Origin of the sequence: Leifsonia sp. LS1, assembly GCF_020521355.1 — a bacterium.
In the GTDB taxonomy this organism is placed as follows: domain Bacteria; phylum Actinomycetota; class Actinomycetes; order Actinomycetales; family Microbacteriaceae; genus Leifsonia.
The window spans coordinates 25,952-39,500 of the sequence record NZ_BPER01000007.1; the positions used below are offsets into that span (position 1 = coordinate 25,952).

General features: G+C 66.8%; 8 protein-coding genes. 4 read left to right on the forward strand and 4 right to left on the reverse strand.

The annotated features are described in order from the left end of the window. Positions 1-5: 5 nt before the first annotated feature. Genes LLS1_RS13450 through LLS1_RS13460 form a run of 3 tightly spaced genes read right to left on the reverse strand, consistent with a single transcriptional unit; the run spans position 6 to position 3,060 of the window. On the reverse strand, positions 6-854 hold the full coding sequence (locus tag LLS1_RS13450) for a glycosyltransferase family 2 protein (protein WP_226656258.1): 849 nt from the start codon (positions 852-854) through the stop codon (positions 6-8). Further along, a complete protein-coding gene (locus LLS1_RS13455; protein WP_226656260.1) occupies positions 851-2,101 on the reverse strand; it encodes an ABC transporter ATP-binding protein in 1,251 nt (416 codons plus the stop codon). The genes LLS1_RS13450 and LLS1_RS13455 overlap by 4 nt, the downstream gene beginning before the upstream one ends. Before the next feature lie 29 nt (positions 2,102-2,130). Continuing rightward, positions 2,131-3,060: an ABC transporter permease gene (locus LLS1_RS13460; protein WP_374758275.1), complete on the reverse strand. Its 930-nt coding sequence runs from the start codon at positions 3,058-3,060 to the stop codon at positions 2,131-2,133. Positions 3,061-3,142: 82 nt separating this feature from the next. Between LLS1_RS13460 and LLS1_RS13465 the strand changes: the two genes are divergently transcribed. Continuing rightward, positions 3,143-5,053 (forward strand): glycosyltransferase family 4 protein, encoded by a 1,911-nt coding sequence (locus tag LLS1_RS13465; protein ID WP_226656264.1) that lies wholly within the window; start codon positions 3,143-3,145, stop codon positions 5,051-5,053. Position 5,054: 1 nt separating this feature from the next. Here LLS1_RS13465 and LLS1_RS13470 read toward each other — a convergent pair whose 3' ends face one another. Further along, complete coding sequence (locus LLS1_RS13470; protein ID WP_226656266.1) at positions 5,055-6,425, reverse strand: hypothetical protein; 1,371 nt, start codon at positions 6,423-6,425, stop codon at positions 5,055-5,057. Positions 6,426-6,536: 111 nt separating this feature from the next. Here LLS1_RS13470 and LLS1_RS13475 point away from each other — a divergent pair, with 111 nt between their 5' ends. The 3 genes from LLS1_RS13475 to LLS1_RS13485 all read left to right on the forward strand — a co-directional run bounded on the left by LLS1_RS13475 (position 6,537) and on the right by LLS1_RS13485 (position 13,546). Then, the gene (locus tag LLS1_RS13475; protein WP_226656268.1) at positions 6,537-8,297 is read left to right on the forward strand and encodes a glycosyltransferase; all 1,761 of its coding nucleotides are present in this window, start codon (positions 6,537-6,539) and stop codon (positions 8,295-8,297) included. Positions 8,298-8,377: 80 nt separating this feature from the next. After that, on the forward strand, positions 8,378-10,852 hold the full coding sequence (locus LLS1_RS13480) for a glycosyltransferase (RefSeq protein ID WP_226656270.1): 2,475 nt from the start codon (positions 8,378-8,380) through the stop codon (positions 10,850-10,852). A 144-nt stretch (positions 10,853-10,996) separates the two neighbouring features. Beyond that, positions 10,997-13,546 carry a hypothetical protein gene (locus LLS1_RS13485; RefSeq protein WP_226656272.1) on the forward strand — a complete coding sequence of 850 codons (2,550 nt, stop codon included), beginning with the start codon at positions 10,997-10,999 and terminating at the stop codon, positions 13,544-13,546. Positions 13,547-13,549 lie beyond the last annotated feature (3 nt).

Here is a 13,549-nt window from a genome sequence, read left to right on the forward strand (position 1 = left end):
TTCTCCTAGCGCGGAGGGCGGGAGAACCCGCGCGCCCGCAGCCGCAGCCCGGCGCGAAGTGCTGCACGGAGGGGAAGGAAGAGCGGGCCGGAATACACCTCGGCGAGGTACCGGTACGCGCTCTCGTGGTGCGCCTGCTCCATCGGGCCGGGCTCGGACGAGGTCGAATGGCCGCCATGGTGGGTGGCACGGGCCTGGGGCACATACACATTCTGGAACCCGGCCAAGCCGATCCTACGCCCGAGGTCGACGTCTTCGAAGTACATGAAATAGCGCTCGTCGAAGCCGTTCAGTTGCGCATAGACGTCTCCACGCACGAAGAGACACGCACCCGAAAGCCACCCGACGGGTGTCGGCCGCCCCGCACCGAGCGTCGTGCGGTAGGCCCGCGTCCACGGATTCGTGGGCCAGCTCCGTGAGAAGAGCGCGTGCCCGACACCGGTTCTCAGCGACGGGAGGGGGCGGCCCGAGGGGTAGAGCGAACCGTCGAGATTGTGGATCGCCGGTCCGAGCGCTCCGCTGCGGGGGTCGACCTCCGCTGCCGCGAGCAGCGCGTCGACGGCGCCGGGCGCAAGAGTGAGGTCCGGGTTCGCCAGCATGAGGAAGTCCGCAGACGGGCCCGCGGCGACGCCGCGATTCATCGCCGAGCCGTAGCCGAGGTTGTCCTCCAGAGCGATGAACCGGGCGCCATGCGCCTCCGCGATCGTCCTCGATGCCTCCGCATCCTGCGACGCATTGTCCACCACCGTCACCTCGAACGGTGACGAGGAGGCCTCCGACAACGACGCGAGGAAATCCCCGAGCACGTCTGAGGAGTTGTACGTCACCGTGACGACGCGAATGCTCGCGGTCATCGGGTTGCGAGCGGGCCCTGTTCGGAACCGAGATCGGTGAACTCCGGCTCCAGATACGACGTCCCTGTGGCCTTCGGGTAGTACGCCACGTTGAATGCGACGGCTTGCGGGTGGTCGGCGAGGTGACGGTTCGACCGGTCGAGGAGCGACACGTTGATGAAGTACTTGCCGGTGCCGAGCTGCACGTTGTTGAGGCGGAACTCCACGGTGCGGCGGCCCTCGAACGGGTCGAGGTCGTGGCCAATCAGATCGCTGCGGGTGCCGTACACCACCTGCCCGTGCGCGTTGTCCATCTGGATGGCGGCCACCCATTCCGGGCTGAGCGTCGGATACTCGAACGTGGTCCGGATGATGAGGTCGTCGCCGTGCTCGACCCGGTCGCCCTCCTCGCGCCCGGCCGCGCGGATCGTCGTCTCGAGGATGCGGGGGACGGCGAGATCCTGCTCGGGGTCCGCGTGCTTGGCGAGGTCGTCGATCCGGCGCTCCTCGAGGATGTCGCGGAATCGGGCGACGGCCTCGTGGGACTCGCCGCTGTAGACGACCTCACCCCGGTTCAGCAGGATGGCCTTGTCGCAGAGTTCCATGACCTGAGCCAGCGAGTGCGTGACCAGGATGATCGTCCGGCCTTCCTGCTGGAACGTGCGGATCTTGTCGAGACACTTCCGCTGGAACGCTTCGTCACCCACGGCGAGGACTTCATCGACCAGGAGGATGTCGGGGTCGGTGTGCACCGCGACGGCGAACGCGAGGCGGACGTACATCCCCGAGGAATAGAACTTCACCTGGGTGTCGATGAAGTCGCCGATCCCGGAGAACTCGGCGATGTCGTCGAAGCGCTCCTCCGTCTCTTTGCGGCTGAGTCCGAGGATCGCCGCATTGAGGAAGACGTTCTCTCTGCCCGTCAGGTCGGGGTGGAAGCCGGCGCCGAGCTCGAGGAGCGCAGCGATCCGGCCGCGACGCGAGACCGTTCCGCTGGTCGGGTCGATGATGCCGCCGATCACCTTGAGCAGCGTGCTCTTGCCGGAGCCGTTGTGGCCGATGAGGCCGATCGTGGTGCCCGCCTTGATCGTGGCCGTCACGCCTCGGAGCGCCCAGAAATCCTCACGATGCTTGCGGCCGGCACGCCCGAACGTGACCAGGCGCTCCTTCAGTGAGTTGTCCTTGCGGATGACGAACCGCTTGGTGACATCGTCGAGGACGATGACGTCAGGACGCCCGTCGGGCGGGCTCGTGAGCTGGGGGGACATCGATTCCTCGTCCACGTTGATTCGATTCGTCATAGTGCCTGGGCGAAGTTTCCCTGAAGCCGGGTGAAGACCCGGTGGAAGAGTGCGATGAGCACGAGTCCGACGACGCCGGCGATCCCGAGTCTGAGCATCAGCTCCCCGGGGTACTCGGCCGTACCCTGGCCGCCGATCCACAGCGCGCGCTGGAAACCGAGAACGGCCAGCGTGAGCGGGTTGTTCGTGTAGACCTCCAGCAGGATCGGAGAGTGGATGACGCTCTTGACCATCGTCCACGAGTACACGATGGGCGACGCCCACATGAGCACCATGAGAGCGACGTCGACGAGGTACTGGATGTCGCGCATGTAGACGTTGAGCGCCGCGAGCAGCAGCCCGAACGCCACGGCGTACACCAAGAGGACGAGGAACGAGGGGATCAGGTAGATGAGGCCCGGTCCGAGCGGGAACTTGCCGAGGACGATCGTCGCGATGACCAGGATGCCGAACTGGATCGCGAAGTTGAACAGCGCGGATCCGACGCTCGCCAGCGGGAAGATCTCCCTCGGCAGGTAGATCTTCTTGATCAGCCCCGAGTTTCCGACGATCGATCCGGTCGATCCGTTCACGATCTCACTGAACAACGTGTAGGCGGTCAACCCGGAGAAGATGTAGATCGCGAAGTCGGGAATGCCGCGGGCTGCTCCGAGGAACTGGCCCATGACCACGTAGTAGATGAGCAACTGTGTCAGCGGTCGCACGAGGGACCACAGGAACCCGAGGGCGCTGTCCTTGTAGCGGGCCTTCAGGTCGCGCCGGATCAGGAGGTCGAGCATCTGTCGCTGCGACCAGATCTCGCGCAAAGAGCCCCACGAGGAGCTGAAAGAAGGGCCGGAGGAGCCGACGGTCTGCAAAGGAGCCGTCCTCAGCGCGGCGTATCGCGCCTCGCGTACCTCGCGGTCTGTGGGTGTAGGAGTAGTCATGAGCGCTCGACAGTTTACCCTGGCCGTTCCTGGCTATCCCCTGCGGAACTCCCGACAGGACGGTTGTTAGACTCCCTCCATCATGGGCATCTCCACTCGACTCCGCAGTTTCGCAAAGAAAGGCGCGAAACGTGCGCTCCTGACAGTGGGAATCGAGCCGTCGTCGATCCGACGTGTCGCCGAAGCGGAGTCGGTCCCCGTGGTCGAGCCCGCGCACCGCTACGCCAACGGGCTCACGACGGAACTCGCCCTCTCGACGGCGCGACGGTGGGCGCACGCACACAAGGCCGCCTCCGCTGCCGCTGTCGTCGTCATCGGGACTGCCGAGGGGCTCTCCGAGTGGATGCACAGCGTGCGGCACACGATCCCCGCCCACTTCCTCGTCTCGTCGGCCGCCTCGGCCGAGCTGGCGTCGGCGGACGACGGTCATTACACCGTCTGCGGCTTCCTCGACGGCGACGATGTCCGCCTGCGTCCGATCCTCCACCACGTGCAGCAGTACTGGCGTCGGTGCGATGTCATCCTGATCGACGCCGCGCAGTCGCTCCCGAGCGCCGACGACATCGTGCGACTGCAGCACGCCGCACACGAATACGATCGCGATGCGGACCTCGGCGTCGTCGCACCTGCCTACCGCTCAGGCCAGTCGGTCGTCCCCGGGTTCTGGTTCGACCGGGTCGGTGAGCGTTTCGTCGCGCCTGAACCCGAGAAGGATCTCGGGCAGGCTCAGATCCCGCGTTTCGTGTTCACCGCTCTGCCTCACGGGATCCTTCTGACGAGGGACACGGTCGATCGCGTCATCTGGCCGAGCAGCGACGCGGACGCCACAGGCAGCCTCGCCGACGACGTGCACGGGTTCATCGCCCGCGCCTGGCTTCAGGGCATCTCGACTCTCGCATACACACCGGTCGTGGTCGACGCCGCCGACATCACACCTCCTCCGGTGACGGATCTCCACCGCTCCTGGCTCCTCGACCGCGTCGTCACGGGGGCGGACGGTCGGCGACGAGTGATCTTCGTGCTCAATGCGACCACGATCTCCGGTGGCATCAAGGTCGTCTTCGAGGAGGCCGAGGGGCTCGCCCAACGAGGATTCGACGTCCAGATCTGGTCGCTGCAGGGTCAGCCCGACTGGACGGAACTGGCCATCCCGGTCACCACTTTCCGCAGCTACTTCGACATGGTGAGAGCGCTTCGCAGCGAAGACGCGATCAAGATCGCGACGTGGTGGGAGACGCAGCAGGTCGTGTGGCTCGGGAGCGCCGTCCGAGGAATCCCCGTGAGCTACATCATGGAGTTCGAGTCGTGGTTCTACCCGACCCAGCCGCTCTCGCGGGCGGCGGTCGCGGCGAGCTACCGCCCCGAGTTCCACAACGTCACCATCGCGAGCTACCAGCAGACGGAGCTCGCCGAGATCGGTGTCTCGGCAGAGCTCATCCCGGTCGGTTTCGACCCGCGCCACTTCCGGACACTGAAACGCGTCGAGCGGCGCGACGACACGGTGCTCGCCCTCGGTCGCACGTTCTTCCAGAAGAACTTCGCCTTCACGGAGAAGGCGTGGCGATCGCTCGGTGACGAGCGCCCGACCCTGCTGCTCTTCGGGTTCGAGCCCGACATGCTCGTCGACGAGAGGGTCGAATACCGGGTGCGCCCGTCGCACGCGGAGGCGAACGAGCTCTACAACACCGCCGCGGTGTTCGTGCAGACGTCGCTCCACGAGGGGTTCGGCCTGCCGGTCATCGAGGCCATGGCGGCAGGATGCCCGGTGATCACGACCGATTCGCACGGCAATCGCGACTTCTGCTTCGACGGAGAGAATTGCGTCGTGGTGGAGCAGAACGACGTCCCCGCACTCGCTGAGGCATTCCGCCGGGTCCTCGGCGACCCCGAGTTGCGCGACAGGTTGAGCCGCGCCGGGCTGGAGACGGCCAAGCGCTACCGGTGGCCCGTCATCTTCGACGAGCTCGCGGAGCACTACGGCCGCATCGGCTGATTCACCCGAGCAGCCGGCGCCGCACCCGCCCGGCGAATCGCCACGCGCGTGTGCCTCGCACACCGCGGACGGGCGGATGCGCCGCCGGCTGCTCGGCGTCCGCCCCGACTCGATCGAGCACGGGTTGCGGGCGCTCCATCAGGTCGCCCAGCAGAGTCGTGCGGAGAGGCGCCGTGGTGCGGCTCCAACGCCATTCGTCCCGGATCGCGCGAACACGTTCGACCGTCGCCGTCCGGAAGGCGTCGTCCGTCGCGTATGCACGGATCGCCTCCTTCGTCGCCTCGACGTCTCCGATGGGGGTGACCGTGCCGAGCGATTCGCGGCCGATGTAGTCGGCGAACCAGTCGCCCGCTGAGACGACACTGGGCAGCGCCGCCCAGAAGTGGTCGAGGATCCGGGTCCGGAACGCGTAGTGCGTCTCAAGCGAGTCCCGGTGAGCGGAGATCGCGATGTCCGCATCGAGGAGGTAGTCCGCCCGTTCGTCGGCAGGAACCCACTCGTCGAGGAAGATCACGGAACGCCCGAGCGCTCCGATCTGCTCAGCGACGGCCATCGCGCGCTCCACCGACGGCGGGCGTCCGATCACGCTGTTCGGGTGGACCGTGCCATAGAACACGAGTTTGTAGCGCGGATCCGCTTCCGCAAGTTCGGCGATCGCGCGGATCGGCGTCTCCGCGTCGAACCAGTCCCAGATGCCGCCCGCCCACAGCACCACGAAGTCGTCGTCGGAGATCCCGTGCGAACCGCGCAGTCCGTGCGACCGCTGGACCGGATCCGACTCCTCCGTCCCGAACGGCACCAGGCCGATGATGTCGTTGAGCGCATGATCCGCGAAGGTGCTCGGGATCAGGCCGCCGCTGGCCATGATGTATCCCATCCAGTAGTCGCGCTGCCGCTCGTTGGAGGCGACGAAGTACGTGCCCGCCTGCGAGACGAACCGGAAGTACTTCAACAGCTCCGTGAACTCGCGGTCCTTCGACGGCAGGTCGCGGAAGCCGCTGATGACCTCCGAGCCGACCGTCTCGACGGGGAGCGCGTTGTACAGGTCGAAGATCAACCGCACATTCCGTCGGGTGGCGGCTCGGGCGACGTTCGTGTCGAACAGCTGGGCGAAGACGGCGTCATGGCCGGCGACGAGCAGTTCGAGCTCCTGCCTGCTGCGGTAGGGAGCGACGGCCACTCCGGGGAGGTCGAGCTCGAGGTGGCTGCTGCCCTCGACGCCCACCGCCAAGGTCACCGGCATGTGCGGCGCGAGCGCCCGCGCGATCGCCACGTATCGGAGGCCGGGTCCCGCCATCCGGCGTCCGACGACGTCGGGTGCGACCACGAGGAGTCGGGGGGCGTCGGCGGTCGAAGGGTCGGTCGGTACCATGGAGAGTCTTACTTCCTGTCTCTAGCGCCCGAGGAACGAATGCTTCGCACAAAGGTGACGGCCGCAGCGCGGTCGATCGTACGTACGCTGCCCGCCGGAGCCAAGGAGCGTGTGCGCGAAACCTTCTCGAGCAAGTTGTTCCAGCGTAATACGGCGGGCCTGGGCGTGTCCGCGGAGGTCCTCGACTGGGTGCGCCTCAACCGCAGGCCCGTCAGCATCGTGATCCCGAGTTACAACGACGTCCCGCTGCTGACGGAATGCCTGGCTTCCATCGATCGCACGTGCGCGGGTTTCGAGTACGAGGTCATCGTCGTCGACGACTACTGCCAACCGGAGAACAGCGAGCGGCTGCGCGCCCTCGAGGGCGGTCGCGTGCGCATGGTCTTCAAGGAGGAGCGTCAGGGCTTCGCGGTGTCGGTGAACGTCGGCATGGCGCAGGCCAAATACGACATCGTGTTGCTCAACAGCGACATCGTGGCGCAGGCCGGGTGGCTCGACGCCCTCCAGCACGCCGCGTACGCCATCGACCCGCGGATCGGTCTCGTCAGCCCGAAACTGGTGTACCCGGACGGCCGGATCCAGTACGGCGGCACGTACTACGCCCGTGTCCTGGCACCGCAGTGGTTCGGGCATCTGTACGTCGGGAGCGCGGCGACGCGGCCGATCGCCAACGTCGCCTCGTACAACAGGTCGATCTCGGGTGCGTGCGTCTACGTCACTCAGGAGGCTTACGCGCGACTGGGCGGTCTGGACGAGACGTATTGGCTGGGCTTCGAAGACGTGGACTACGGGCTTCAGGCGTGGAAGGCCGGCATCCGCTGCTTCTACGAGCCCCAGTCGCTGCTGATCCACCACGAGTCGGCCAGCCGCGGCTACAGCCAAGGCAAGCGCGAGCTCGCCTCGATGCGTCATTTCTGGGCGCGCTGGGAGGGCCTGTTCCTCCGCAGATCCGTGCCGGAGACCTTTGAAGTCGACTTCGTGGTCAGCGAGAAGGCGGACGCGATCTGGCGCCGGTACGTCGACGAGGTCGCAGACGGCCTCGCGGAGCGCGGTGTCGTCACGCGCGTCCATGTCATCGACGGGCCCGCCGCCGACGAGCGTCTCGTCGCCGAGCTGGAGCCCCGGAGCAGCCTCGTCGTCTGCGCCGATTGGGGCTCGGAGGAGACGGTGTGGCTCTCCACGCTGGAGCGCGGCAAGCCCGTCTACCTGCTCCCCACGGTGGAGAGCGGGCTCTTCCCGCAGGACCCGGCGTTGCAGACCCAGATCGTCGCACGCTACCGGCCGGAGTTCGCATACGTCGCGGCGAATCGCTGGGCCGCGGACCAGCTGCGTGCTGAGACCGCCTGGGAGACCAGCGCCCGTGTCGTGCCGGCTCTGGCTCCGCGGCCGGAGGCCGAGGCGGCGGCACCCGAGCACCCGATCGCCCGGTTGATCAGTGTCGGCTTCTCCGCGCGCGATCGTGCGCGGCTCGAGCGGATCGCCTACGGGTTGGAGGCCAGCATCCGCCATGTGGACAGCGCTCTCGACACCGGGGCGATCGAGCGGATCGCCGCGGAACGTCCCACCGCCGTGATATCAGACGAGGAGTATCCGAACAGCGCGGCGCCTCTGGCGCTGATGGGAATCGGGGCGGTGTATGTCGGTCGGGCGAATCCGCGCACGGCGTGGGAGGTGCTCGACGGCTACAACGCGCTTCTCGTGGACACGGCGTCGGACGACGCCCTGCGCCGAGCGCTCCGCGACATCGTGGACGACGCGCAGGTGCGAAAAGAGCTCGCCGCGAACGGCTGGGCCTCCAATGACCACCACCACCGCCGGACGGCGGCGGATCTCGCCGACGCCCTCTCCTCGATCGCTCGCCGCGCAGTCTGAGTCCGCTCGGATATCGCGTTGCTAGACTTCCGGCGACGCGTGGACGGCCGCGTGCACGAAGGTCGAGGTATCCCATCCGCATGAGCACATCGAAGCCCGGTCTGGTCTCCGTCATCCTCGTCAATTTCCGCGGAGCGGACGACACCCTGACCTGTGTGCGCGAGTTGCTGCAGAGCGATTGGCCGCACGATCTGCTCGAGATCGTCGTGGTCGACAACGCTTCCGGCGATGACAGCGTCGCTCGCCTGCGCACCGTGGACGACCCGCGGGTGCATGTCGTGGAATCTCCCCAGAACACCGGTTTCGCGGGTGGATGCAATCTCGGTGTCTCCGAGTCGTCCGGTGAGTTCGTGGCATTTCTCAACAACGACGCGCGGCCCGACGGCCGTTGGATCGCCGAGGCGATCGCGACCTTCGAGTCTCGACCCGATGTCGGAGCCGTGGCCAGCAAGGTGCTCGACTGGGAGGGCGAGCGGGTCGACTTCGTCGACGCGGCGGTCACGTGGTACGGCATGGGTTACAAGCCGCACACGGGCGAGGTCGACCGCGACGAGTGGAGCGTGGAGCGCGACGTCCTCTTCGGCACCGGGGCGGCGATGTTCGTCCGACGGGATGCGTTCGACCTGCTCGGGGGCTTCGACGAGAGCTATTTCATGTTCTATGAAGACGTCGACTTCGGTTGGCGCCTCAACCTGATGGGGTACCGGTTCCGTTTCCAGCCCCGGTCCCTCGCTTTCCACAAGCACCATGCCTCCATGAAGACCTTCGGGGCATATCGCGAGGAATACCTGCTCGAGCGCAACGCCCTGGCGACGCTGTACAAGAATCTCGACGACGATTCCCTGGCGCGGGTGCTGCCCGGCGCGATCCTGCTCGCGGTGCGGCGTGCAGTCGCGCGTGGGGAGCTGGATTCGACGGCACTCGACCTGCGCGTCGCGGGGGACGACAGCGAGCTCGCGATGCCGGTCGCCAAGAGCACCGTCGCCGGGCTGTTCGCCATCGACCGATTCGTGGAGGGTCTCGGAGACCTGGATGCCAAGCGCGCTGCCGTCCAGTCCTCCCGTCGGCGGTCGGATTCCGACCTCCTCGGGCTGTTCGGCGAGTTGGACGAGCCGGCGTACCCGATGGCGGGGTATCAGCGCGGGTACGAGTCCATCGTGAGCGCGCTGCGCGTGCTTCCCACTGGCCGCCGTAATCGTGTGATCGTGATCACCGGCGACCCGCTCGGCGAGAAGATGGCGGGGCCGGCTATCCGTGCATGGAACATCGCGAAAGCGCTCTCGGCTGCGAGCGACGTGCGGCTGCTGAGTCTCGGACATGTCGCCATCGACGGTGACGGGTTCGCGGTCGCCTCCGTCTCGCACCATCGACCGTCGTCGATGAAGGAGCACGAGGAGTGGGCTGACGTGATCGTGCTGCAGGGACACGCGCTCGCTCTGTTCCCGGCCCTGCAATCGACGACCAAGATCGTCGTCGTCGACCTCTACGACCCCATGCATCTCGAACAGCTCGAGCAGGGGCGCGCCCAGAGTCTGGAGCGATGGAACGAGCAGATCCTGGAGACGACCGACCTGCTCAACCATCAGATCGGCCTGGGCGACTACTTCCTGGCGGCGAGCGAACGCCAGCGCAGCTTCTGGCTCGGGCAGCTCGCGGCGTCGGGGCGCGTCAACGCGTACACCTATTCTCGCGACGAGGACTTGCGGAGCCTCATCGACGTCGTCCCCTTCGGCATCGAGGAGCACGACCCCCGTCTCACGCGACATGCCATCCGTGGACGCATCGCCGGGATCGGCGAGAAGGACAAGGTCGTGGTGTGGGGCGGTGGGATCTACGACTGGTTCGACCCGCAGACCCTGGTCCGCGCGATCGCATCGCTAGCAGAGCGACACGACGACGTCCGGCTCTTTTTCCTCGGCGTCCGCCACCCCAACCCGGATGTGCCCGAGATGGCAGCGGTCGCTCGGACGCGGCAGCTCTCCGCCGAGCTCGGCCTGACCGGAAAGCACGTGTTCTTCAACGAAGAGTGGGTGGACTATGCCGACCGGCAGAACTACCTGCTGGACGCCGATCTCGGCGTCTCCACACATTTCCAGCACATCGAGACGACCTTCTCCTTCCGCACCCGCATCCTCGACTATCTGTGGGCCGGTCTGCCGATCGTCACCACCGACGGCGATTCCTTCGGCGAACTCGTCACCGCTCGTGGACTGGGTGAGGCCGTGCGCGAGCGCGACGTCGAAGCGCTCGCCGCCGCGCTCGAGCGCTACCTCTACGACCCGGAGGCCGTTTCGACGGCGCGCGCGGCCGTCGCCGTCGTGCGCGAGGAATTCCGGTGGAGCCGCACGCTCGAGCCGCTCGTCCGATTCGTGGCGGCTCCGCGGAAGGCAGCGGATCGGGACTCCGTCGAGCGGAGAACGACTGGCCAGGCGCCGGTACGACGCGCGCGCCCGACCGGCTGGCGACGCGATCTGCAGCGCGTCCGGTACTACCTGAAGAACGGCGGACCGTCGGTCGTCGCGGAGAAGCTCAGGGTGCGTCTGGCGCGACGGTGACATCCGAACGGAGGGAAGCGGATACCGCGACACGAGCGACTGGCGCTTCGCTCGGCCGGACGAGGGACGTACTCTGTACGAAAACCCCCACCTTTCGCCCAGGCTCCCGACCGGGCTAGACGAGAATTCGAGGGCTACCTCATCATGACCCGCTCCAGACTGCTCGCCGGCGCCCTTGCGACGCTGCTGCTCGTTGTGGGGGTGTTCGCGTTCGGAGCCGTCGCACCGCAGCAGAAGGCCCAAGCGCTCGACGGCTCACAGTTCAACCCCGCGATGATCATCTCCGACGGGTTGTTCTACGACGGCAATGCGATGTCGCAGAACGACATCCAATCGTTCCTCGCCTCCCGCGTCTCGTGCTCGAACAGCAACTGTCTCGCTGTCGCCCAGTTTCCCTCGAACAGCCGGGGCGCGGACGCGATGTGCGCCGCATACTCCGGTGGAGGCAACGAGTCGGCGGCCGCGATCATCTACAAGGTGCAGAAGGCGTGCAACATCAGCGCCAAGGTGATCCTGGTCACGCTCCAGAAGGAGCAGGGACTCATCACCGACCCGGCCCCGTCGACGGGGAAGATCAACATCTCCATGGGGTACGCCTGCCCCGACACTGCTGCGTGCGATTCGCAGTATTACGGGTTCTTCAACCAGGTCTACAGCGCAGCGCACCAATTCCAGCGCTACGGCAACCCGCCTGGCACGTCCAACTTCTTCACCTGGTTCCCGGTCGGTGCGCCTTCGGCCGTCCAGTACAACCCGACCCCGCCGCCGACCTGTGCGGCGCCGACGATTACCATCCAGAACAAGGCGACCGCCGCCCTGTACTACTACACGCCGTATCAGCCCAACGCCGCGGCGCTCGCCAACCTGTACGGGACGGGCGACCGGTGCTCGAGCTACGGCAACCGCAACTTCTGGGTGTACTACAACCAGTGGTTCGGCAGCACCGGCAGCGACCCGACATACGGAAGTCTCGACGAGGCATCGGTCGCATACAACACGAGCAACGCCACGCTCAACTTCCGGGGCTGGGCGTTCGATCCGGCGTCGCCCAAAAGCACGATCTATGTGAATGTCCACATCTGGGGCCCGAACAACTTCTATTCGGTCCAGAACTGGGCGGCGTCGCAGGCGCGCTCCGATATCGGGACCGTGTTCCCGCAGGCGGGGCCCAACCACGGATATACGGGATCGGTGAACATCACGCAGGCCGGGACGTACAAGGCGTGCTCGTATTCGATGCGCTCCGCGGGTCCGGTACTCCTCGACTGCAAGAACATCGATGTCGTGCAGACGCCGCCGAAGGGCAGCGCGGACGACATCACGCTCCAGATCGATGGGAACAAGGCCTCCGTGCTCGTGCGCGGATGGGTCATCGACGGAATCGCGCCGACCTCGACCCGCCGCGCGGACACATGGGTGACGATGCCGGACGGGAAGCAGGCCGCCTACTCGGCCACGGCTGACCAGTCCCGGCCGGATCTGACACCGTTCTATCCGGATGCCGGCCCGAACCACGGGTTCCAGACGAGCATCCCCCTCGCCCAGGTCGGGACCTACCAGTTCTGCGTCTATGGCATCGGCACTCCGTACCTCGGTGACAACAACACGCTCCTGCGTTGCGCCACCATCCAGTTCGGCCCCTCCCAGGCGATCGGGAGCCTGGACTCGGCGACGGTCCAACTCTCGGGGTCTTCGGGTTCCGTCGCGGTGAAGGGATGGGCGTTCGACTCCGCGGCTCCGTCGCAGACCACGGCCATCGACGTCTGGATGACGGCACCGAACGGTTTCAAGTCCGCGACGCACCTCGTCGCCAACCAGAGCAGGCCGGATGTCGGAGCGGTCTATCCTGCGGCCGGCGCAGCACACGGAGCCTCAGGGTCGATCCCGTTGAACAGCGGTTACGGCACGTACCAATTGTGCGCGTACTCGATCGGGTCCACGCTGTTCCCCTCGTCGGCGACGCTCTTGAACTGTCGGAACATCGCCTTCGGGCCGAGTGCGCCGACGGGGTCGTTCGACTCGGCCGGCATCACGTATGACGGCGCGAACGCCTCGATCGCGGTCGGCGGCTGGGCGTTCGACGCCGGTCTGCCGGCGACGACGACCGCGATCGACGTGTGGGTCACGGCTCCCAACGGCGCGCGGTCGGCGACCCACCTCGTCGCCGACAAGGCCCGCTCGGACATCGGCCGGGTGTTCCCCGCGGCCGGACCCAATCACGGTGCGAGCGGCAGCATCCCGATCACGCAGATCGGCACCTACCAGGTGTGCGCCTACTCGATCGGGAACCCCTTCTTCGGGAGCACCGCGTCTCTGCTCGGCTGCAAGAACCTGTCCAACGGTCCGTCCCGTCCGATGGGATCCTTCGACAGCGCTTCCGTGCAGACCGTCAACGGCCAGTCGACGATCTCGGTCTCCGGCTGGGCGTTCGATGCGGCGATCCCGTCTGCGACGACGGCCATCGATGTCTGGGTGACGCTGCCCAACGGTGCGCAGTCGGCGACTCACCTGGTCGCCGATCAGAGCCGCCCGGATGTCGGCCGTGCGTATCCCTCGGCGGGGGCGAACCACGGGGCGTCGGGGAGCATCCCGATCACGCAGGCCGGCACCTACAAGGCCTGCGCCTACTCGATCGGGGCGGCGCCGTTCCCCGGAGCCGCAACGCTCCTGGGGTGCCGCACCGTGACGAAGTAGTCG

Excerpts from the sequence above, each read along its gene's own strand:
- LLS1_RS13450 (WP_226656258.1), bottom strand. The coding sequence starts at position 854 with ATGACCGCGAGCATTCGCGTCGTCACGGTGACGTACAACTCCTCAGAC.
- LLS1_RS13455 (WP_226656260.1), bottom strand. The coding sequence starts at position 2,101 with ATGTCCCCCCAGCTCACGAGCCCGCCCGACGGGCGTCCTGACGTCATC.
- LLS1_RS13460 (WP_374758275.1), bottom strand. The coding sequence starts at position 3,060 with ATGACTACTCCTACACCCACAGACCGCGAGGTACGCGAGGCGCGATAC.
- LLS1_RS13465 (WP_226656264.1), top strand. The coding sequence starts at position 3,143 with ATGGGCATCTCCACTCGACTCCGCAGTTTCGCAAAGAAAGGCGCGAAA.
- LLS1_RS13470 (WP_226656266.1), bottom strand. The coding sequence starts at position 6,425 with ATGGTACCGACCGACCCTTCGACCGCCGACGCCCCCCGACTCCTCGTG.
- LLS1_RS13480 (WP_226656270.1), top strand. The coding sequence starts at position 8,378 with ATGAGCACATCGAAGCCCGGTCTGGTCTCCGTCATCCTCGTCAATTTC.
- LLS1_RS13485 (WP_226656272.1), top strand. The coding sequence starts at position 10,997 with ATGACCCGCTCCAGACTGCTCGCCGGCGCCCTTGCGACGCTGCTGCTC.